This window comes from Paenibacillus sp. EB106-05-06-XG162 (assembly GCF_058791655.1).
Map to the genome: position 1 here is coordinate 241146 of NZ_JBYTDT010000004.1, position 21953 is coordinate 263098.

Annotated in this window: 19 protein-coding genes; 6 read left to right on the top strand and 13 right to left on the bottom strand. The window is 47.7% G+C overall.

Going from position 1 to position 21953, the window contains the following annotated elements; all coding sequences use genetic code 11:
* Positions 1–77 precede the first annotated feature (77 nt).
* The gene (locus AC3WU2_RS12315; protein ID WP_492454422.1) at positions 78–377 is read right to left on the bottom strand and encodes an antibiotic biosynthesis monooxygenase family protein; all 300 of its coding nucleotides are present in this window, start codon (positions 375–377) and stop codon (positions 78–80) included.
* A 97-nt stretch (positions 378–474) separates the two neighbouring features.
* Positions 475–1668 (bottom strand): peptidylprolyl isomerase, encoded by a 1194-nt coding sequence (locus tag AC3WU2_RS12320; RefSeq protein ID WP_492454424.1) that lies wholly within the window; start codon positions 1666–1668, stop codon positions 475–477.
* A 209-nt stretch (positions 1669–1877) separates the two neighbouring features.
* On the opposite strand from AC3WU2_RS12320, the gene msrB reads away from it, so the two are divergent.
* Positions 1878–2843, top strand: coding sequence for a peptide-methionine (R)-S-oxide reductase MsrB (gene msrB, locus AC3WU2_RS12325; RefSeq protein ID WP_492454426.1), 966 nt, complete (start codon positions 1878–1880; stop codon positions 2841–2843).
* A 77-nt stretch (positions 2844–2920) separates the two neighbouring features.
* Here msrB and AC3WU2_RS12330 read toward each other — a convergent pair whose 3' ends face one another.
* Positions 2921–3205 (bottom strand): HesB/YadR/YfhF family protein, encoded by a 285-nt coding sequence (locus tag AC3WU2_RS12330; RefSeq protein WP_314585194.1) that lies wholly within the window; start codon positions 3203–3205, stop codon positions 2921–2923.
* Between the two features lie 194 nt (positions 3206–3399).
* Between AC3WU2_RS12330 and AC3WU2_RS12335 the strand changes: the two genes are divergently transcribed.
* Entirely contained in the window at positions 3400–4353 is a 954-nt protein-coding gene (locus AC3WU2_RS12335; RefSeq protein ID WP_492454429.1) for an L-lactate dehydrogenase, read from the top strand.
* Here AC3WU2_RS12335 and AC3WU2_RS12340 read toward each other — a convergent pair.
* The 3 genes from AC3WU2_RS12340 to AC3WU2_RS12350 form a co-directional block, all read right to left on the bottom strand.
* Positions 4350–5648, bottom strand: a complete 1299-nt coding sequence (locus AC3WU2_RS12340; RefSeq protein WP_492454431.1) for an alpha-glucosidase/alpha-galactosidase — start codon at positions 5646–5648, stop codon at positions 4350–4352. The two genes, AC3WU2_RS12335 and AC3WU2_RS12340, sit on opposite strands and share 4 nt — an antisense overlap.
* Before the next feature lie 137 nt (positions 5649–5785).
* Positions 5786–6046: a metal-sensitive transcriptional regulator gene (locus tag AC3WU2_RS12345; protein ID WP_018755065.1), complete on the bottom strand. Its 261-nt coding sequence runs from the start codon at positions 6044–6046 to the stop codon at positions 5786–5788.
* A 19-nt stretch (positions 6047–6065) separates the two neighbouring features.
* The gene (locus tag AC3WU2_RS12350; RefSeq protein ID WP_492454433.1) at positions 6066–8561 is read right to left on the bottom strand and encodes a CoA-disulfide reductase; all 2496 of its coding nucleotides are present in this window, start codon (positions 8559–8561) and stop codon (positions 6066–6068) included.
* A gap of 130 nt (positions 8562–8691) precedes the next feature.
* On the opposite strand from AC3WU2_RS12350, the gene AC3WU2_RS12355 reads away from it, so the two are divergent.
* Positions 8692–9552, top strand: a complete 861-nt coding sequence (locus AC3WU2_RS12355; protein ID WP_492454435.1) for an AraC family transcriptional regulator — start codon at positions 8692–8694, stop codon at positions 9550–9552.
* Between the two features lie 453 nt (positions 9553–10005).
* Here the strand turns inward: AC3WU2_RS12355 and aspA are convergent, their stop codons facing one another.
* From aspA to AC3WU2_RS12380, 5 genes are all read right to left on the bottom strand, one after another.
* On the bottom strand, positions 10006–11430 hold the full coding sequence (gene aspA, locus AC3WU2_RS12360) for an aspartate ammonia-lyase (RefSeq protein WP_492454725.1): 1425 nt from the start codon (positions 11428–11430) through the stop codon (positions 10006–10008).
* Positions 11431–11599: 169 nt separating this feature from the next.
* Positions 11600–12823 carry an MFS transporter gene (locus AC3WU2_RS12365; RefSeq protein WP_492454437.1) on the bottom strand — a complete coding sequence of 408 codons (1224 nt, stop codon included), beginning with the start codon at positions 12821–12823 and terminating at the stop codon, positions 11600–11602.
* 58 nt (positions 12824–12881) lie between these two features.
* Positions 12882–13547 (bottom strand): thiamine phosphate synthase, encoded by a 666-nt coding sequence (gene thiE, locus AC3WU2_RS12370; RefSeq protein ID WP_492454439.1) that lies wholly within the window; start codon positions 13545–13547, stop codon positions 12882–12884.
* Positions 13544–14377, bottom strand: coding sequence for a bifunctional hydroxymethylpyrimidine kinase/phosphomethylpyrimidine kinase (gene thiD / locus AC3WU2_RS12375; RefSeq protein WP_492454441.1), 834 nt, complete (start codon positions 14375–14377; stop codon positions 13544–13546). Before thiD ends, thiE begins: the two co-directional genes overlap by 4 nt.
* Positions 14378–14663: 286 nt before the next feature.
* The gene (locus AC3WU2_RS12380; RefSeq protein ID WP_492454443.1) at positions 14664–16358 is read right to left on the bottom strand and encodes a M3 family oligoendopeptidase; all 1695 of its coding nucleotides are present in this window, start codon (positions 16356–16358) and stop codon (positions 14664–14666) included.
* Between the two features lie 280 nt (positions 16359–16638).
* Between AC3WU2_RS12380 and AC3WU2_RS12385 the strand changes: the two genes are divergently transcribed.
* The 3 genes from AC3WU2_RS12385 to AC3WU2_RS12395 all read left to right on the top strand — a co-directional run bounded on the left by AC3WU2_RS12385 (position 16639) and on the right by AC3WU2_RS12395 (position 19460).
* Positions 16639–17685 carry an ABC transporter substrate-binding protein gene (locus AC3WU2_RS12385; protein ID WP_492454445.1) on the top strand — a complete coding sequence of 349 codons (1047 nt, stop codon included), beginning with the start codon at positions 16639–16641 and terminating at the stop codon, positions 17683–17685.
* Between the two features lie 70 nt (positions 17686–17755).
* A complete protein-coding gene (locus tag AC3WU2_RS12390) occupies positions 17756–18682 on the top strand; it encodes an ABC transporter permease (protein WP_492454447.1) in 927 nt (308 codons plus the stop codon).
* Complete coding sequence (locus AC3WU2_RS12395) at positions 18666–19460, top strand: ABC transporter ATP-binding protein (RefSeq protein ID WP_492454449.1); 795 nt, start codon at positions 18666–18668, stop codon at positions 19458–19460. Before AC3WU2_RS12390 ends, AC3WU2_RS12395 begins: the two co-directional genes overlap by 17 nt.
* 61 nt (positions 19461–19521) lie before the next feature.
* Here AC3WU2_RS12395 and AC3WU2_RS12400 read toward each other — a convergent pair whose 3' ends face one another.
* On the bottom strand, positions 19522–20484 hold the full coding sequence (locus tag AC3WU2_RS12400; protein ID WP_492454451.1) for an acetylxylan esterase: 963 nt from the start codon (positions 20482–20484) through the stop codon (positions 19522–19524).
* Between the two features lie 93 nt (positions 20485–20577).
* Positions 20578–21816: a beta-ketoacyl-ACP synthase II gene (gene fabF, locus AC3WU2_RS12405; protein WP_492454453.1), complete on the bottom strand. Its 1239-nt coding sequence runs from the start codon at positions 21814–21816 to the stop codon at positions 20578–20580.
* Positions 21817–21953: the final 137 nt, after the last annotated feature.

Below are 21953 nucleotides of genomic sequence, written 5' to 3' on the forward strand. Positions count from 1 at the left end.
TGCCCTCATTGTACCACTTTTTACCACCATTGATAAGATCATATGTTCTGACAAAATGTATTGTTTTTTGCACAATTTTATGTACCAGGAATCACAGAGACAAAATGTTCAACGACAGGGAAGGGGTCATAGTAATGATGCAATAAGGCTTTCCATGCCAAATATTCTTCCGATCCCCGGAATCCTATCGTATGATCTTCAATTGTCTCCCATCGCACGAGCAGTACATATTTATTCTCCTCTTCCAGACATTTCTGCAGCTCATGATGAACATAACCTTTTATGTTCGATATAATCTTAGATGCCTCACGAAAGCTTTCCTCGAATGATTCTGACAAACCTGGTTTAACTTGTAACATAGCAACTTCGAGAATCATGGGTAATGCCCTCCCTTTAATCGATCCAACTTTGTTATATAGGAAGAGAGCATCCCCCTACCCTAAGGCAGCACGGGATGCTCTAATCGTAATTCCCTTATTTAGCTGGTGTTGAAGCTGTCTCTTTTTTAGCCGTTTTGTCGAGTGTATTCGTGATTTTCGCTTTATCGCGCAAGCCTTGAATGTATTCATTCGACATTTCCGAAATTTTCTGCTTTGTCAATTGTTCTTTAATCTCTACTTTTTTATCGTCCAGCGTTGGGTTAACCGCTTCTTTTTTATCCGTTAGTTTAATAATATGGTAGCCAAATTGCGACTTGATAGGTTCGCTGACCTCGCCCACTTTCATCTTGAAAGCTGCCTCTTCAAATTCAGGCACCATTTGGCCTTTGCCGAAGAAGTTCAGATCGCCGCCATTTACCTTCGAACCGGTATCTGTTGATTTCTCTTTCGCAAGAGCTGCAAAATCTGCCCCGCCCTTCAATTCCTTCTCAATGGCATCCGCCTCTTCCTTCGTCTTCACAAGAATATGGGAAGCACGAACTTGCTCTGGCGTGGACATCGAAGCTTTATTCGCTTCGTAGAAATCTTTAATCTCCTGATCCGTTACATTGACCTTCGGTGTAAGCAGCTTCGTTAATTGCACTTGCGGTATCATTTCTTTGCGCAGCGCTTCGACTGTTAGGTTATACTGCGCCAGCATTTGGTTAAAGCCCTCCTCACTGCCAGAGGATTTCTTAATATTGTCTATTTCCTTGTCAATGTCTGTTTCGGAGACTGTAATATTCGCTTTCTTCGCCTCTTGGTCGACCACCTCGTACATGATCAAACTATTGATTGTATTCGTACCACCCGCATCAAGCATAGCGTCATAGAGCTTATCTCTTGTAATGTCCGTACCATTAACGGAGGCAACAACTTCTTTTCCTTTGTCTAAAGGCGGCTTCAAAGTCACGAATACAAGACCGATCAATAGAACAGCCGAGATCATCATCCATACCGGCGTCATATTCCGTCTTGCTACTGTTGCAGGTGCTGTTGCAATGGCATTCTGATCTGCCGGGGCTACCGCTGCAGCGACTTGCTCCAATGCAGGCTTCTCTTCTTGCGCTGTCACTTGTTGTACCGACTCCAATTCGTGTTCTTGTTCTGTTGTATGCTCAGCCTCGGAATGGGCTTGTCCAGCAATAACCTCAGCTTCATCGCTCGATGGCGTGTTCTCTGTCCCCTCTGAAGCTGCCGATGCAGCTACCTCCTCTTCCGTAAGATTCTTCTTTTCTTTATTTTCCACGTCATAACTCCCTTTCAACTTTCATGGTATGAGTATTCTTTCCACACACTATACCAGAACACCTTTCTCCAAACCTTAAACTTAGATAAAAAACCACTTGCTTTCCTTAAGGCAGCTTTAAGGTTTACACTGTCCGATTTGTAACGGACCGTCACATCTATTATGATAAAGATCACAGTAACCCTCTTAGAAACGGAGTGAAAACAACCATGTCATCTGCAACGAATCAAGCGTTAGCGACCTTTGCTGGTGGATGCTTCTGGTGTATGGTATCCCCCTTTGATGAAATGCCAGGAATCCATCAAGTCGTATCTGGATACACAGGCGGACACACCGAGAACCCAACGTATAAGGAAGTCTGTTCCGAGACGACGGGGCATTACGAAGCCGTCCAAATTACGTTCGACCCTGCAATTTTCCCGTACACGAGGCTGCTCGAACTCTTCTGGCAGCAGATCGACCCAACCGATGTAGGCGGACAGTTCTATGACCGCGGCTCTTCTTACCGGACCGCCATCTTCTACCATTCAGAGGAGCAGCGTGAGCAAGCCGAAGCATCGAAGCAAGCTCTCGCAGCGAGCGGACGTTTCGATAAGCCCCTTGCCACCGAGATTCTACCAGCAGCTCCATTCTATGCAGCAGAAGATTATCATCAAGGCTACTATCGAACGAATCCATCTCATTATAAGCGTTACCGTACAGGATCTGGACGCGACGCCTTCATCGCAGCGCATTGGGGGAAGGCGTTCAGCAAGGATGAACTTCATGCCAAGCTTACGCCAATCCAATATGAAGTAACACAAAACAACGGAACAGAACCACCGTTCCGCAATGAATTCTGGGATCATCATGGCGAAGGGATCTATGTCGACATCGTCTCCGGCGAACCGCTATTCAGTTCGCTAGACAAATTCGATTCTGGATGCGGATGGCCGAGCTTCACGAAGCCGCTACGAGCCCATCAAGTCGTAGAGAAAGTCGATATGAGCCATCTCATGATCCGTACGGAGGTCCGAAGCAAAGAGGCCGATTCGCATCTTGGCCATGTGTTCAACGACGGACCTGGGGAGAATGGTCTACGATATTGCATCAACTCCGCTGCCCTTCGGTTTGTTCCTGTCGATCGCCTGGAGGAAGAAGGTTACGGCATCTACAAGAGTTTATTCCAAGCCTAATGCTGAGCAGCCGTTGCTGACCCAACAAGAAACGCCGAAATCCGACCCACTGATGCGGGGGGATTTCGGCGTTTGCATTATGCTGACGGCATGAAGAACTTGATCTCCTCCCCTTCGCAATCAATCGTTAGGTTACGGCCTTCGAGGAACCATACATCCTGCTCTTCCATGTAGAACGTAATATGATTTTCAATGGCCATCAACCCGATGAACATTGGACGATCATGCTGGATCCCCAGCCAATAAGGCCCATCCTCACTCATTCCGCAATAACGAACAAAAATACGAACGACATCTCCACGGGCAAAACCCCATTCCTTCTGAAAACATTCCACAGCGGATGTTGTCACATGCAGCTTCATCGGTTACCCTCCTCCATTCAATGGCCTTATCGTTATATATTCAAGATGTAAGCGGTTAAACCCAATATTTTCATAAAATGGCCATCGTTATTGCATACATATCTTTGTTTAGAGGGTACACTGTATGGGGACCTATATCATCTTACATACCGAGTAATAAGCTACAAATTTTTTTGAAAATGGGAGTGTTAATCATGAATGAACATCAACAACGTGTTACACGCGTCGCCTTAATTGGCTCCGGATTCGTCGGCGCAAGCTATGCTTTCGCACTATTGAACCAAGGGATAACAACAGAACTTGTTATTATCGATAAGAATGAATTTAAAGCGGAAGGGGATGCAATGGACCTGAACCACGGCATTCCATTTGCACCTTATATGAAAATATGGGCGGGCGATTATGAGGATTGCGCAACAGCCGATCTCGTGGTCATCACGGCAGGAGCGAACCAAGCACCTGGCGAAACGCGGCTAGATTTGATCAATAAGAATGCTTCGATCTTCAAAGGCATTGTCGATGGAGTCATGAAGAGCGGATTCCAAGGGATCTTCCTCGTCGCGACGAATCCTGTCGATGTCTTAACCTATGTCACGCAGAAGTACTCCGGATTGCCTGCGGGCCGTGTGTTCGGTTCAGGTACAATCCTCGATACGGCGCGTCTTCGCTTCTTGCTCGGACAAGAATTCGATATTGACCCGCGAAGCGTGCATGCTTATGTCATGGGTGAGCATGGGGATACTGAATTACCGATTTGGAGCAACACAAATATCGGCGGTCGATCGCTTCGCGATTATCAGCAGAAGCAAGGATATCCGTCGCAGGAGAAGCTGGATGAAATCTTCATTAATGTTCGCGATGCTGCCTACCAAATTATAGAGCGCAAGGGCGCAACTTACTACGGTATCGCCATGGGGCTCGCGCGATTAACCAAGGCTATTCTGTGGAACGAGAATGCGGTGCTCTCCGTGTCGACGCTGCTAACAGGACAATACGGGCTAAATGACGTATATCTGGGTGTGCCAGCGGTCGTGAACCGTTCAGGCGTAAGAGAAGTCGTGGAATTAAAATTAGCCGAGGATGAGCTTCAGAAGCTGCATCACTCGGCCAATATTCTCAAACAGGCACTTCAATCCATTAAGCATTAAACATATTTAGGCAAGTAGTCTCCATGGGCTTCAATGAGCTCATCACACATCGCGATGATATCGTCCATCGACAGCTCAGCAGCTGTATGCGGATCGAGCATTGCGGCGTGGTAGATGTGCTCTTTGCGGCCCGTCATTGCAGCTTCGATCGTCAGGAGCTGTGTATTAATATTCGTACGGTTTAATGCCGCACATTGCGGTGGAAGATCCCCGACATACGTAGGCGTAACCCCGTTACGGTCCACAAGACATGGCACCTCGACACAAGCTTCACGCGGCAAGTTCGTAATCAATCCCGTATTCATCACGTTACCACCGATCCGGAACGGCTTATCTGTCTCAATCGCTTCCATGATGTGTGACGCATATTCATGCGTACGCTTATGCGTTAGATCGTTGTTATTCACCAGCGAATCGCGCATTCTCTTCCAACCTTCAATTTGCTCGATACAACGGCGCGGATATTCATCTAATGGAATGTTAAAGCGCTCAATCAGCTCTGGATAATTCCGTTTAATGAAGTACGGATGGTACTCCGCATTATGCTCCGAAGATTCCGTGATATAATATCCGAATTTCAGCATCATTTCGAAGCGCACCTTATCATAATGGCTCTCTTGCTGCTTCAGTGCTGCCAGACGTTTAATTTCAGGGTACAGATCTTCGCCGTCTTTCGTGACAGAAAGAAGCCATGCCATATGGTTAATCCCCGCGATTTGGTATTTCACGCCTTCGGTATCGATTCCTAATTGAGAGAACAAGTGCGGTACGCATACTTGTACACTATGGCATAGACCTACCGTCTTAATACCCCCGTACGTATTCATGACATTCGTAAGCACAGCCATTGGGTTCGTATAGTTCATGAACAACGCATCAGGACATACCTCTTGCATATCTCTTGCAAAATCGAGCATAACCGGAATGGTACGCAAGTTCCGGAAGATCCCGCCAATCCCAACTGTATCGGCAATCGTCTGGCGCAAACCGTATTTTTTCGGAATTTCGAAATCCGTAATCGTACAAGGGTCATATCCACCCACTTGAATTGCATTTGCAACATACTTTGCACCGCGCAGCGCTTCTTTGCGATCGGTATAAGCCACAATTCGGCACGTGCTTCCGAGCGTATTTTTGAGATTATTCAGCATTTTCTCCGAATCTCTTAGACGCTCCAAATCAATATCGAACAAGGCAATTTCGAATCCTTGAAGCGCTGGGGTCATCATGCTATCGCCTAGGACATTTTTGGCAAATACTGTACTTCCTGCACCGAGAAATGTAATCTTCGACATCTGTTTCCGCCTCCATCAGGTTCATCAGTCAGGTCCCCTCAACCACTTGGGCCTCTTGTATTAACTATACTCAGCCCAAGTTCTTGGCACTATGGAAGGAAACAACATGAATATGGAGAAATGCAATATTATATAGATTATCTACTCTTAACAAGCAGCTGAACCGCTTCCTGTATAACCTCATCCGGGTTATTCCCTTTGCCCAGCTCTTCCTTCACACACTCCGCTAGATTCGTTCCGACGACAAGACCTATCGTTCGGTCCACCGCGGTACGAATGGCCGAGAGCTGCGTAATGACATCACGGCAATCTTTTTCATTCTCCATCATGCGAAGCACGCCTTGTACCTGCCCCTCAATTCTTCGCAATCGATTACGCATCTGATCTGTATATTCCATCTTCCGACACCCCTCTTGTCTAAATAAATAAATTCAAGCCTGCATCTTCCGCATCGCCAAGGTAGGTTGCGACGCCGCCGTATTCTACACCATCGATTAATTCTTCTGCCTTGATCCCCATAATGTCCATACTCATCGTGCAAGCTACGAGCTTAACGCCAACATCTACGGCATTCTTCATTAGCGTTTCCAGCGAGTCGACATTTTTGCGGTCCATCGCATATTGAATCATTTTAGCACCCATGCCGCCCATGTTCATCTTCGATAACGGCAGTGCCTTCGGTCCTTTAGGCATCATCATTCCGAACATTTTCTCCATCAGGTCCTTATCTACCGTCGTATCGCTTGGCCCGGACTTCCGCAGCACATTCAGTCCCCAGAATGTGAAGAACATCGTCACCGGTTTCCCCATGGCAGCCGCACCCGTCGCGATGATGAACGATGCGATCGTCTTGTCCAAATCTCCGCTGAATACGACCAGTGTCGCACCATTTTTGACAGTACTAGATTGTGATTCCACTGCGTTGTTCACACTGCCTTTCTGAATCAACACACGACAGACTTTATTCTCGAAGGATGATTCCAGCAACGTATTGCCTGTCTTCTCACACCATGATGCGATATCGCTCGAGAACCCTGGATCGGTCGCAGTAACTTCAGCAATCTCGCCATCCTTCATATGACTGATTGTCTGATATACCTGTAGAATCGGACCTGGACACTGCAAGCCGCAAGCATCTACCGTTACCTGAATGGTGCGGGGCTGCGTCACAACCGATTGAACCGTCTCCTCAGCTGCAGCCACAGTCGATACCACCTCTGCGTCTACCTCACGCTGCTGTTTTCGCTTCTCCATATCCGCTTGTTCCCTCCGAATCACGCTATAGGTTTTGTACCCACCATCCACATTCTTCACTTGGCGCCCATGTTCAGTCAGAATTCGTGCTGCGAGATAACCTCGCAGTCCAACCTGACATGAGACGTACACAGTCTGATCCGCAGGAATGTCCTGCATACGATTGCGGAGCTCACCAAGTGGGATGTTGATTGATCCCGGAATGAAGCCCGCTTCCCGCTCGATTGGTTCTCGAACGTCAATAACGAGCCCGCCTTGCGCGATAATCTCATCGATCTCATGCCACTGTACCGTTTCTACGAGTCCATCAACGATGTTAGAAGCGACGTAACCTGCCATATTAACTGGATCCTTGGCTGAAGAGAACGGTGGTGCATAGCTCAGTTCCAGATCTGGCAAATCGAGAACCGTCAAGCCTCCCTTGATCGCCGTGGCAATGACATCGATTCGTTTGTCTACCCCATCGGCTCCTACAGCTTGCGCGCCATAGATCTGCCCTGTCTCCTTATTGAACACCAATTTCAAGGAAATTGGTGAAGCGCCTGGGTAATATCCGGCATGCGAGCTCGGATGGACATGAATCACTTCATATTCGATACCTAACTTGCTCAGCGTCTTTTCATTGCTGCCTGTCACGGCAGACGTGAGATCGAATACTTTCACGATCGCTGTACCTAATGCCCCGGCGTAGGCAACCTTCTTGCCGTTAATATGGTCAGCGACTAATCGGCCTTGACGATTCGCACCCCAGGCGAGCGGCACTATCGTCTTGAAGCCATGAATGTAATCGTTCACCTCGACCGCATCCCCGATTGCATAAATAGTCGGATCACTCGTCTGCATGGATGGATTCACTTGAATAGCCCCTCGAATCCCTAAATCAAGTCCTGCGTCTCTGGCAAGCTGATTCTCCGGCTGAACGCCAATTGCAAGGATGATCATATCGGTGTTTATTCTTCTGCCGCTCGTTAATTGAATCGTCTTCCCATGTGCTTCAAATGCAGCAACACCGTCTTCCAGAATAAGCTCAATCCCTTTCGCCGTCATATGCTGCTGAACAATTGCGGCCATCTCCACATCCAGCGGTGCCATGACCTGATTCTGCATTTCAACCAATGCCACTTCAAGACCGCGTTCCCGTAGATTCTCCGCCATCTCCACCCCGATGAACCCGCCGCCAATAACAACTGCATGCTTCGGCTGCGCTTGATCAACATAGGATTTGATGCGATCCGTATCGGGAATGTTACGCAGCGTGAATAAGGAAACTTCTGCTTCCTCAATCCCTGGGATCTGCGGACGGATCGGCTTCGCTCCAGGCGATAAGATAAGGAGTTCATATGCCTCTTCATATGTCTCACCCGTTACGACATGACGCACTTCCACAACTTTACGATCCCGATGAATCGCGGTGACTTCACTATAGTTACGAACATCCAGATTAAATTTACCGGACATCCCTTCAACGGTCTGAACCAACAACTTCTTACGATCCTTGATTACATCTCCAATATAATAAGGCAGTCCGCAATTGGCGAACGAGATATGCTCCCCACGCTCGAACATGACGATTTCGTCCTGCTCACTTAGCCTCCGTAATCGAGCTGCAGCACTCGCTCCCCCTGCAACGCCACCGACAATAACAATTTTCTTCCCCATGATGTTAGCTCCTCTCTGCTTAACCTCGAAATAATAAAATACCCCACGGGGTATATTATAGAGCATAATCATTCCCAAGTCCAGTGACCTGTGGTAGGCTGTCTGTAAGAGACTTTGTGAGGTGACATCCATGTATCGAGAGCCCTTCGTCCGAATGGTCGTCAATCCATACCCGGCTCCTGGCGAGCTCGAACCATTATTTAGCGGAGAATCGCAAACCGAGCCTCTGCATCATATGGGGCCAACATTTATAGACTATTACCTTGTACATTACGTCATTTCGGGACGTGGAACATTTCAACTGCGTGGTCGAACGTACGAATTAGGCACAGGCGATAGTTTCTTCATCTTCCCGAAGGAAATGTACAAATATCAAGCGGATGAAGAAGACCCTTGGCATTACTGTTGGATGGCCTTCCTCGGTACGGGTGTTGACCCGCTCTTGCAGCAATTGCAGATCACGCCCCAGAATCCGATCGTGCATACCGTAGATCATCGACGAATGCATCCCTTATATCGTAGGTTATACAACACCTTGCAACAAGGCGATCCCTTATGCGAGTTGGAGAGTACAGGCTATATGAAGCTGATATTCGCAGCTTACGGTCGTTCTCAACCAGCCTACAGCCATATCCCACCGCTCGACGCCAAATCGGATATTGAACGCCAAGTAGAGCAAGCTGTTCGTTGGCTGACCTATCAATACGCAGAACAAGTGTCCATTGAACAAATGTCACACGCATTAGGTTATAACCGCATCTATCTGTCCAAAATGTTCAAACAAATCATTGGGATGTCACCCATGCAGTTTCTAACGAAAATCCGCATGGAACGTGCACAATCCATCCTTGGCACAAAGCTTACGATTGATCAGATTGCTTCATCTGTTGGCTTCAAAGACCCACTATATTTCTCCAAGCAGTATAAGAAATTTCATGGTATTGCGCCTTCCGAACACCGCGCACTTATGCACAGCAGAACTTCCAATTGACTCCAACCTGTTACAAAAAGAAGCGGCCCGAAGTTTATGCAACTTCAGACCGCTCCTACTATTAATTCCATTTCTTAACGGGTTCATCCCATTTGGAGCCATGCTGGTGAAGACAACGGGTATTGAACAACTTCGCCATGATGACCATAATACACCCGCAAACTCTGCATTCTCTACCCTCATATTCCTGACAACGCATGCAGGATGCGAGTCGATGATGATAGGTGTCATCATCGACTAGATGAAATGAATCCGAACACTCAATCCTCTTGATCATGCGCTCAATTGCCTCATCTGTTATCATTCGTGAATCGGTACAGCCTATGCAGTTTCCATTCATCCATACTCACCGCCTATCTTTCCATCGAATGGGATTGGAAATATTTTACGATAACTACAGATGATTGGCAGTAATATTCCTCACAAAAGCGATATGAATGCTCGTATCCGATCTTATTCCCGATCTAACAGCGCTGCGCCAGCAATGCCTGGATGCGTCATTTCAAATGGATCCAAGATGATATTTAACTCCTCTTCACTAAGAAGGTTATGCTCTAGAATCAGATCCCGCACAGCTCTTCCGGTCTCAATCGCAAGTCGTGCGATCCGTGCAGCCGCTTCATAGCCTAGATGCGGATTAAGCGCAGTAATGATCCCAACGCTGCGATCCACATAGTCTTTGCATTGCTCCACATTCGCTTCAATGCCTTCCACACAATCTTTGCGGAAGACTTGGAAGACTTGGTTCATGATCCGAAGGGATTGCAGCAGGTTGAACACAAGGACAGGCTCCATCACGTTCAATTCGAGTTGTCCCGCTTCCGATGCAAGACAAATCGTGTGGTCATTACCGATCACTTGGAACGCTACCTGATTAACGACCTCACACATGACAGGATTCACCTTGCCTGGCATGATGGAAGACCCCGGTTGGCGGGCCGGAAGACGAATTTCGCCAAGTCCTGCGCGCGGACCTGATGCCATGAGCCGAAGATCATTGGCGACTTTGGACATGTTGATCATACAGACTTTAAGCGCGGCAGATACTTCGGTATAGGCATCCGTATTCTGCGTTGCATCAATCAGATCTTCCGCATTTTCCAGCGGGAATCCGCTGATCGAAGCCAAGGTCTCGACGACGCGTGTAATATATCGTGGGTCAGCATTCAGCCCTGTCCCTACAGCCGTTGCACCCATGTTCACTTCATATAGATGTTGTCTTGTCTGCCCAATCCGATGAATGTCGCGCTGCAATACTTTCGCATATGCTGCGAACTCTTGCCCAAGGCGAATCGGAACGCCATCTTGTAGATGCGTTCTACCCATTTTGATGACATGATCAAATTCGGCTGATTTCTTCAAAAAGGCTTCACGAAGTTGTTCCATCGTCACGAGCAGCTTCTCGATACAAGCTAGTGTTGCAATATGAATGGCTGTTGGGAACGCATCATTCGTCGATTGCGCCATATTTACGTGCGTATTCGGGCTAATCGCTAGATAATCTCCTTTTTCCTTACCCATCAGCTCCAAGGCGCGATTGGCGATGACTTCATTCGCATTCATGTTAATCGATGTCCCCGCTCCGCCTTGAATCGGATCGACCACGAATTGTTCGTGCCATTGTCCTGCGATGATCTCATCTGCCGCTTGTACGACAAATTCGCCGATATGCGCAGGTAACCGTCTAATCTCCATATTCGTAAGCGCCGCGGCCTTCTTGACCATCACGATCGCTTTAATTAATTCCTCATCCATACGATAACCCGTAATCGGAAAATTATCGATTGCGCGTGCTGTCTGAATACCATAATAGACATTCACGGGCACTTCCTTCGTTCCTAGAAAATCCTTCTCAAGACGCACTTGTGCTTGTACCATCATTCATTCCCCCTAATAGGTCAGAGCTGTTATGGAACGGTTCCTGAAGCGGTGACGAATCGTTCGTAAGCGTTTACATGACCATTATATCATATGAAAATATTAAATCTAGTAAGGACCCCAAACATCCTCTGATCTTTGGAGTCCTTACGAATCTTATGCCATAGTCTTAAGCCTTTATCGTGCTCGGCTCCGAATCATGACGGATATCAATCGAACGCTGACTACTCATGACAAGTGCACTTATCCCGCTCAACACCGTAAGAATCGCGAGGCTAATCATATACGTTGAAATGCCAAACCAGTCTAGACATGCGCCCGTTGCGAGCAGCGCGACTTGGAACATGATCCGGTCTAACATTCCGCGAAAAGAGAAAAATCGTCCTTGCGCTTCTTGAGGGATTTTGATCTGGAAAATCGTCGAGATCATCGGGAAGAAAAAGGCGACAGCGCATCCGAACAGTGCAAATGAGCCCAATACGGCGAATCGACTCTCGCTAAAAGACAATCCAATAAATGCTAGAGCGAATAGGAACATAAAGAGATTCGAATAGAACATCAAATTCCGCGTACCCATCAGTCTTTTGGCTAACAAACTAATCAGTAGAATACTCGTGCCTTCCACGGTATAGATCCAGCCCATCAAATCGGGTGAATGCTGAATCGTGCTGAATTTCAATACGAGGAGATTAAATCCACCTAGGAATAATGTCAGTACTCCAGCATTCATCAGCGTGATTAGGATAGCAGGTTCTTGGCGAATCATCGGAAAAATTTCCTTAAACTTCATCTTCTCGCGTTTGCGAGCTGCTGATCCTTCAAGCCGCGGGATGTGAAGCAAAGGATTCAATATGACGAGCACCACATAGAAAATGAGCGACATCAGATAGAGCGTAAACAAATCAAACACGAGCACCATAACACCAGCAAGTGCAGTACCTCCAATACGCGCGATGGTCGTAATATTGAAGTAAAGGCTGTTCGCTTTGAGCAGTTCATTCTTCGGTACAATCGCAGGCAATGAGGCTTGAACCGCCGGCATATACACCGTAGCTGCAAGCTGCATGATGACAACCGAGATCAACATGAATGCAATGGATTGGAAATGCAGCGCTGCAAACATGGAGATCGGAGCGAAGCATCGAAATATGCTTGTAAATAACAAAATTTTACGTTTGTCGTACTTGTCGACCCATACGCCGGCTTGAGGAGAGATCAGAACCCCTAAAAATAGGCCGACCATCAGAATTAAGCTTTTCCCAAAATCCGAGGGCACCAAGTGCTGCATAAATTGCAGATTCGCGATTACACTAACCCAGATGCCTGTGCCTGCAATAACCTCACCCAACATCAGAATCATAAATGTTCGATTTCGTAATAAAATACGGTTCACCTCCCCAAAAAAACATATTTATCCATTATATCACTTACTGGAGGTGGTCAAGAGAAGATTAGTAGGTAAGATTGTTCCGCAGCACAGTCTGTCTTAACCTCGACGTCTCCACGCGAACATTTTCCGCCATCGTGATGGCTGATACCACAGCAACCCCATCGGCTCCGGCTTGCAGGACGGCATCTGCCCGATCCGCCGTGATCCCGCCGATACCGACGATCGGAATGGTTATGCCTCGGGCACGCAGCTCGCGAATCAACGTCGTTCCTTGTACGGCCTGGGCATCCAGCTTCGTTGATGTTGCATGGATCGGACCGATCCCAAGATAATCCGCCCCCTCATCGATTGCTCGCTCTGCTTCTTCGAGGGTATGCACGGATACGCCAATGATTCGGTCGCTGAGCCGCTCACGAACTTCATCCAACGAGGCATCCTCTTGACCAATATGGACGCCATCGGCCTGTAAGGCCGCGGCCCATTCGATATCATCATTGATGATAAATGGGATCCCGTGCCGCTGACATCTGCTCTTAACTTGTCGTGCAAAACGATCTCTAGCCTCGCCTGCTAACGAATTCGGGCCTTTTTCCCGCAACTGAAACAATGTAATGCCTCCTGCAATCGCTTGATCCACGACGTCTAACGGGTTCAACTTACAATTCGAGCTACCCATAACCAGATACAACTTCATCCAATTCCGAATACGCTGCACATCTGCTCTCATGCCCTCACCAACTCTCTGAACGCGAAATGATTCGTAGGTCCATGGCCATGGCCAATGCCAAGGGAGTGAACAATCGCGGTTTGAATGAAAAATTTAGCGATGGATACGGCATGCAAAATGTCTGTCCCTTTGGCAAGTTCAGCGGTTAGAGCCGCTGCAAAGGTACATCCTGTTCCATGGGTGTGGCGTGTATTCACACGGTGACTTGCAATCTCTATGAACTGCCTGCCATCGTAGAAGAGGTCCACGACCTGTTCGCCGCTCATTTCATCATGACCGCCTTTCAGAATGACATGACGCGTGCCCATATGGATCAAAGCTTTACAAGCTTCTTTTCGCTGCTCCATATTGCGAATAGATAGACCTGTTAATACTTCAGCTTCTGGGATATTGGGTGTAACGACATAGGATAGTGGAATCAGCTCCTCTCGAAGCGAACGGATTGCTTCGGTCATCAGGAGCGCAGAGCCACCTTTTGCAATCATCACCGGGTCCACGACGACGTGCTTCCAACCAAATCTCCGGACCTGTTCCGCAACCCCCCGAATGATCTCTGAGCTAAACAACATGCCGGTCTTGACTGCATCCACACCCATGTCGGTGGCGACGGACTCAATTTGCTGGTACACAGCTTCGGGAGACATCGGATATACCGCTTGAACCCCCAGCGTATTCTGTGCCGTTATGGCCGTTATAGCTGTCATACCATACACCTGCAGCTCTTGGAAGGTCTTGAGGTCTGCCTGTATGCCAGCACCCCCACCGCTGTCCGAGCCCGCGATCGTTAATGCTGTTGCTATGGAATGCATTATAGTAAACGGTTCGTTCATGTATCGCCCCAACCTTTCATGCTTATCAGATCAGGAGACGAGGGCAATACCGCAGTAAGATTCGAGGCTAGAGCTCCCCTCTCTCCTCAATCGAAGAAACGTGAGCGCCGGACACGATCTTAAAAAACACTATGCGGGAGGCATAGTGTTCTTAAGTACACATGTTCACTTCCTACGCTGGCATTACCCAACAGGTTCAAACGGTCTACGACGGATTAGTCGTACTCTCAGCTTGCTTCCACAGGCTCCCGATCTGCATATGCTATTTTTTTTGAATACGCAGCGCTTACAGTGCCGTATCGTCCACCGTGTTCAACCAATTCTCGATCACGTCGATGACCGAAGCAACACATCCGTCTTCGAATGGCGAGATGAGCTTCGCTTCCTTCACAAGCTCAAGGAACGATTTACTGCCCCCTTGCTTACAAAGGTGCAAGTAATCCGACCATGCTTGCTCACGGTTCTCGTGCATCTTCTTCCAGAATTGGAATGTACAGATTTGTGCTAAGGTATAGTCGATATAGTAGAACGGCGAACGGAAGATATGACCTTGCTGGTGCCAGAATCCACCGCGCTCCAGGTACGCTTGATCTTCATACTGACGATGCGGCAAATATTTACGTTCAATGTCGCGCCAAGCCTGTTTACGCTCCGCTGGTGTCGCATTTGGATTCTCATAGACGAAATGCTGGAATTCGTCCACCGATACCCCATACGGTATGAAGAGCAAGGCTTCTGACAAGTGATTGAATCGGTATTTATCCGTATCTTCCTTGAAGAAATATTCCATCCAAGGCCAGCAGAAGAACTCCATACTCATTGAATGGATTTCACATGCTTCATAGGTTGGAAACGCGTATTCCGGCGTCTCATAATCACGGCTCTCGAATACTTGGAACGCATGACCCACCTCGTGTGTTAACACATCGATATCATGCGAGGTTCCGTTGAAGTTGGAGAAAATAAACGGTGAACGATAGCCGCTAATGTATGTGCAATACCCTCCGCTTTGTTTTCCCTTCTTCGCAACAAGATCCATCAAATCTTTATCCATCATGAATTGGAAGAACTCATCCGTCTCCGGCGACAGTTCTGCATACATCTTCGCGCCATTCTGAATAATCCATTCAGGATCACCCTTCGGCGTCGCATTGCCGGATTTGAAGCTGAATTTATCATCATAATAGTGTAAGCTATCCACGCCGATCCGGTTGCGTTGACGTTCTTTCAATTTCATTGCAACGGGTACGATCTTCTCTTGCACTTGCTTGCGGAAGTTAGCGACCATTTCGGCATTATAATCCGTACGACTCAAGTTCGCGTAAGCCATTTCTACATAGTTGTTGAAACCCAGCTTATGCGCCATTTTGGTTCTGAGCTTCACCATCTCATCATAAATACGGTCAAAATCTGCTTCATGTTCGGCAAAGTATTCATACTTCGCTTCAGAGGCTCTGCGGCGCATGTCGCGATCGGTCGAGAGTCCGAAAGGCGCCAATTGCGACAGCGTACGGTCTTCCCCTTCGAAAGGAATGCGAGCGGCAGCTATCAACTTCGAATATTCCGTACCTAACTTGTTCTCTGCTTGCAGATCTTCAATAATATCCGGATGGAAGGTCTTCAGCGATAATTCTGCTAGCTGGAATAACTGGCGGCCCCATTTCGCTTCCAAGCCTTCACGAAACTTCGAATTCACAAGTGCACGATAATAATCCGTTATGTATTCTTGAATGACGGGGCCCGTCTCGTCGATGAAGTCTTGCTCTGCCTTATAGAATTCATCATCCGTATCGATCGAATGGCGAATCATCACGAGCTCGAATTGGGTACTCACATCACTGCGAAGCTTGTTGATTTTGCCGATTAACGCATCTTGGGCTTCCAGGGTTGTTGCCTCATTAAATTCTTGGATTAAAGCTTTGAATTGCTCTTCAATTTGGGTAACATCAGGTCGTTCATAACGATACTCACTAAACTTCACATGGACACAACCTTTCACTTAAATTGAATAAATTAGGAAATATCTTCTATTATACGATAAAAATGTGCTACGTTCTAATAGTAATTTTGTATGATAGATTCTTATACAATGTCCCGAATATCTATACAAAAATAAATGTTTGACGGAATTCGTAACGCCCATTAAACTATGAATAATATTATTTACCAATGTCAAATTTTTGATTTTTTTTGCTCTATTACTTTATGGAGTAAAAGGGTAAAAGCGTTAATGAGACAAAAGTAGAAAAGGGGTAATTCAAATGAAAAAAAAGCTAAGCTTGATACTCATGATGACCACTCTCCTTATCGCTCTCGCCGCTTGCGGCCAGAAGACTGCGAGTGAAACTCCAGGTAATGGAGGTTCGACTTCTGAAGGGGCTGCAAGTGACACGAAGACTTACACGATTGCGATCTCGCAAATTGTTGAACATCCATCGCTAGATGCTACACGTGAAGGATTTATCGCTGCGCTCAAAGATGCAGGAATCGTGGAAGGCACAAATTTGAAAATTGATTACAATAACGCACAAGGCGACAATACGAATAACTTATCGATTGCACAGAAAATTGCCGGCGGCAAGAACGACCTCGTCTTCGCGATTGCTACACCATCAGCACTTGCTGTTGCGCAACAAGTGAAAGACGTTCCCGTTGTATTCGCTGCAGTGACAGATCCGCTTAGCGCGAAAATCGTAAGCAATCTGGATCAACCGGGCGCCAACATTACAGGGGCTTCCGATACGAATCCAGAGGCAACGACGAAGCTCGCAGATTTCATTGCAAGTAATTTCCCGAATATCAAGAACATCGGGCTCGTCATCAATGAAGGTGAGCCGAATGCCGTCGTCATGGCGAAGAAGGCAGAAGAAGAATTCAAGAAGCACAATATCGGCCTCGTCAAAGCGGCTGTGACCAATACATCGGAAGTGAAACAAGCTGCTGAATCGTTAATCGGCCGCGTCGATGCGTTCTATATTACGCTCGATAATATGGTTGTAAGCGGAGTAGACGGTATTATTCAAGTAGCAAATGACAAGAAGCTTCTTTTCTTCTCTAGCGATCGCGATACGGTTGAGAAAGGCGCATTCGCTACAGTTGGCTTCAAATATTTCGACCATGGTTACCAAGCAGGTCAAATGGCGGTCGACATTCTGAAGAACGGCAAAAAACCAGGCGAGATGAAGGTATCCATGCAAGAGAAGCTCGATCTGATCCTGAACTTGAAATCCGCAGCTGCACAAGGTATTACCGTAACGGATGACATGAAAAAAGCCGTACAAGACCCTGAAAAAAATATTATTCAATAATGAACTTTCCAGTGGAGTGAACTTCAAGCGAGTTCACTCTTTTTTCTAACTAACTTAGGAGGTTGTATGTATGGTAGATTCGTTAATCGGAGCGATAGAACTTGGTCTTCTATATGCTTTAATGGCTGTTGGCGTGTACATCACGTTCCGTATTCTCGATTTCCCCGATCTAACCGTAGACGGTAGCTTCGCAACGGGAGGCGCGATTGCAGCGGTCATGGTCTCACATGGATATTCGCCGATCTTGGCAACCATCATAGCACTGATTGGTGGGATGCTCGCTGGTGCATGTACTGGGCTGCTTCATACGAAAGGGAAAATTAACGGATTGTTGTCCGGTATTCTCATGATGATTGCCCTCTACTCCATCAATATGCGCATTATGGGCCGACCGAACATTTCCTTGCTTGGATCGGACACGCTCTTCACTGGAATCCATCCATTGATCTTGATGCCCATCGTTGTCATTGTTGTGAAGCTGTTACTGGACTACTTCCTGCATACAGATCTCGGACTTGCTCTACGAGCAACAGGCGATAACGCACGCATGATCCGCAGTTTCGGCGCTCACACCGACAATACGACGATTCTGGGCCTCAGCATTTCCAATGGATTAGTCGCATTATCCGGCGCCTTGATTGCGCAGCAATCCGGCTTCGCGGATATTTCAATGGGCGTGGGAATGATCGTCATCGGCCTTGCATCGGTGATTATCGGGGAAGCGATCTTCGGTGCAAGAACGGTATTCTGGGCGACACTCGCCGCGATCCTGGGCTCTATTGTCTACCGGATTGTCGTCGCCTTCGCCCTCCGTGTGGAATGGCTCGATGCTTCGGACTTGAAGCTAATTACAGCGGTTATTGTTATTGTCGCTCTCTTCTTGCCATCCTTCCAACGCTCTGTGCGGCAGAAGAATATTGCCAAGAGACGCGCAGCTGAATTATCATCCATCGCAGCCAAGCAGGAAGGGGTTACACGCAATGCTTCAAATTTCTAACGTCTCCAAGATGTTTAATCCCGGAACACCGGATGAGAAAATTGCACTAACGAATATCCAGCTGCAGTTGAACCCAGGTGACTTCGTTACTGTCATTGGCAGTAATGGTGCAGGCAAATCCACGCTCATGAATATTATTTCCGGCGTGATGACCCCGGACTACGGTGACGTACGAATCGACGGTACAGCAGTTGCTCATCTTCCAGAATACCGCCGCAGCCGCTGGATCGGCCGTGTATTCCAGGACCCGATGGCTGGAACAGCCCCTCGTATGACGATTGAAGAAAATCTTGCAATCGCGTATACACGCGGTAAATCTCGCGGATTGTCATTCGGAGTAAATAAGAAGAAGCGTGAATTCTTTTATGAGCAGCTCCAGCGTCTTGGGATCGGTCTGGAGAATCGCCTAAGGGCCAAAGTCGGGTTATTGTCCGGCGGTGAGCGTCAAGCGTTAAGCCTATTAATGGCGACGTTCACGAAGCCGCAGATCCTACTGCTCGACGAGCATACAGCAGCACTTGATCCGTCTCGTGCCGAGCTGATTACGACGTTAACGGAGAACATCGTACGCGACATGCAGCTCACAACGCTCATGGTTACGCACAATATGGATCAAGCGATCCGTCTTGGCAATCGATTAATTATGATGGATAAAGGACGCATCATTATGGATGTAAGCGAAGAACGCAAGAAGACGCTCACCGTCCCGCAATTGCTCGGCGAATTCGAATCAATCAGCGGACAGGCACTCTCAGACGATAGAGTCGTCCTAGGATAATACACGAAGCCCCTATCGCCTCGTATGCGATAGGGGCTTCTTTATGCCTAGATAGCGTAGATCAGTATCGCCCAAGAAAGAACTGGATGGTCTTGTCCCAGAATCCCGGCAAATATTCATGCCCGTAATCCGGGAATATCTCTACACGTTTATTCGATTTTATTTTGTTGAAAGCAGCGAATTGCGTGGAAGGCGGGCAAATCGTATCAGCGAGTCCTACGCCCATCATGACTTCCCCTTGGATCCGGTCGGCCAGATACTGAAGATCAATGTACCCCAGCTTGGTAAATATCTCCGACTCCCGCTCATGCTGAGGATCAAACAATCGGAAATATCTCCGAAGCTCCTCATAGGCATCCTTCGCCAAATCCATCTCCCAGACCCGCTTATAATCGCATAAGAATGGATACATCGGAGCTAGCTTCTTCACACGTGGCTCCAACGCTGCGCATGCAATAGTCAATGCCCCGCCTTGAGATCCACCGCAAGCGAACAATTGCTCAGGATCACATTCCGGCAAATCCAAGGCAATACGTGCGAGCTGTGCGGTGTCCAGGTAAATATGCCGGAACAATAAATTGTCTGGATGATCGTCTAAACCGCGAATAATATGCCCATTGTGCGTATTCCCTTTCACACCGCCGACATCTTCGGATAATCCCCCTTGACCGCGCACATCCATGGCAAGCACGGAGTATCCGAGTGATACGAGCGCAAGCTTATCGGCCCACTCCCCGGCATTCCCGGTATATCCATGAAATTGGAGAACAACGGGATGCTTATCCGTAACTTGCCTAGGGCGCAGATACTTCGCATGAATGCGGGCACCTCGCACGCCATTGAAATACAAGTCAAAACATTCGGCGCCCGGCGTCTGGAATTGGCTCTGCACGAGCTCGGTTTCCGGATCGGTCGCATGCAGTTCCTTCAAGGCACGTTCCCAATACGCGTCAAAATCATCGGGACGTGGATTGATCCCTTCATATTCGAATAATTGCTGTAATGGTAAGTCAATTAACGGCATATGGATCTTCCTTCCGACAATGTAATCATTGCTTTATCCCGATGTTACGTTGTCTTCATATGCCTGTCAATATATGGATCATCGTCATGACAATTACGATTCGTATTTTTGTATAAGAATCACAGCATTATGTCCTCCGAACCCGAAGGAGTTCGACATCCCGATCTGTACATCCGCTTGACGCGCGACGTTCGGGACGTAATCCAAGTCACAGGCTGGGTCTGATTGGTCCAAGTTAATCGTTGGAGGAATGACCCCCTCCATGAGTGTCTTCACGAGAGCAATCGCTTCGACACCACCTGATGCGCCAAGTAAATGACCGAGCATCGATTTGTTCGCCGTCACAGGGATGCGATATGCAGCCTCGCCGAATACACGCTTAATCGCAGCGGTCTCAGAGATATCGCCGAGTTCAGTGCTCGTCGCATGTGCACTAATCACATCCACCTGTTCTGGCGTAATTCTTGCGTCGCTTAGCGCCTTCGACATCGCTCGCGAAGCTCCTAACCCTTCGGGATGTGTCGCAACCATATGATACGCATCTGAGCTTGCACCATAACCGATCACCTCACCGTAGATCGTCGCATTGCGGCTCCGTGCATGCGTAAGAGATTCGAGCACTAAGATTCCTGCGCCCTCTCCCATCACGAATCCATCCCGACCTTGATCGAACGGCCGGCTTGCTTGTTCAGGCGTATCATTCCGCGTGGATAAGGCTGTCGCATTCCCGAAGCCAGCTAACGATATTTCCGTTATTGCTGCCTCTGCACCACCTGCCAGGATCACATCCGCTTCACCCGATCGAATCGAGCGAAAGGCTTCCCCTATCGCTGTATTTCCTATGGAACAAGCTGTCACAGGCGACAATGTCGACCCTAACGCTTGATATTTCATACTGATGAGCGCCGCGGCCATATTCGAGATCATCATCGGCACTAGCGTTGGACTTACACGTTCAGGTCCTCGTTCTTGCAACACGCCGTCTTGTTGTAATAAGGTCTGAATCCCACCGATCCCTGAGCCGACGTAGACGCCGAACCGCTCATGGTCAATTTGATCCATTTGAAGCCCAGCTTGTTCGACCGCTTGATCTGCCGCAGCAACGGCGAATTGGCAGAATCGATCCATTCGTCTCGCTTCTTTGCGCCCAAATTGCGCCTCCGCATCAAAACCTCTAACTTCACCAGCGATTTTCGCTTTATGTCTTGCTGTATCAAATGATTGAATATGCGAAATACCAGACTTCCCTTGAACCATCGCATCCCATAAGGTGTCGATATCATTCCCTAGCGGCGAGATTGCGCCCATCCCTGTAATTACGACTCTTTCCATGTTGAGAGCCTCCTTTGATTCGTTCGTATTGACGTTATTTTTGCACAGGGATTATCATATTACAAGTTGTTGTTTATCCTAGTATAATAAGTACCAGGTACTATGTTAATGAAACCATTAGAAAGGCGGAATGATCG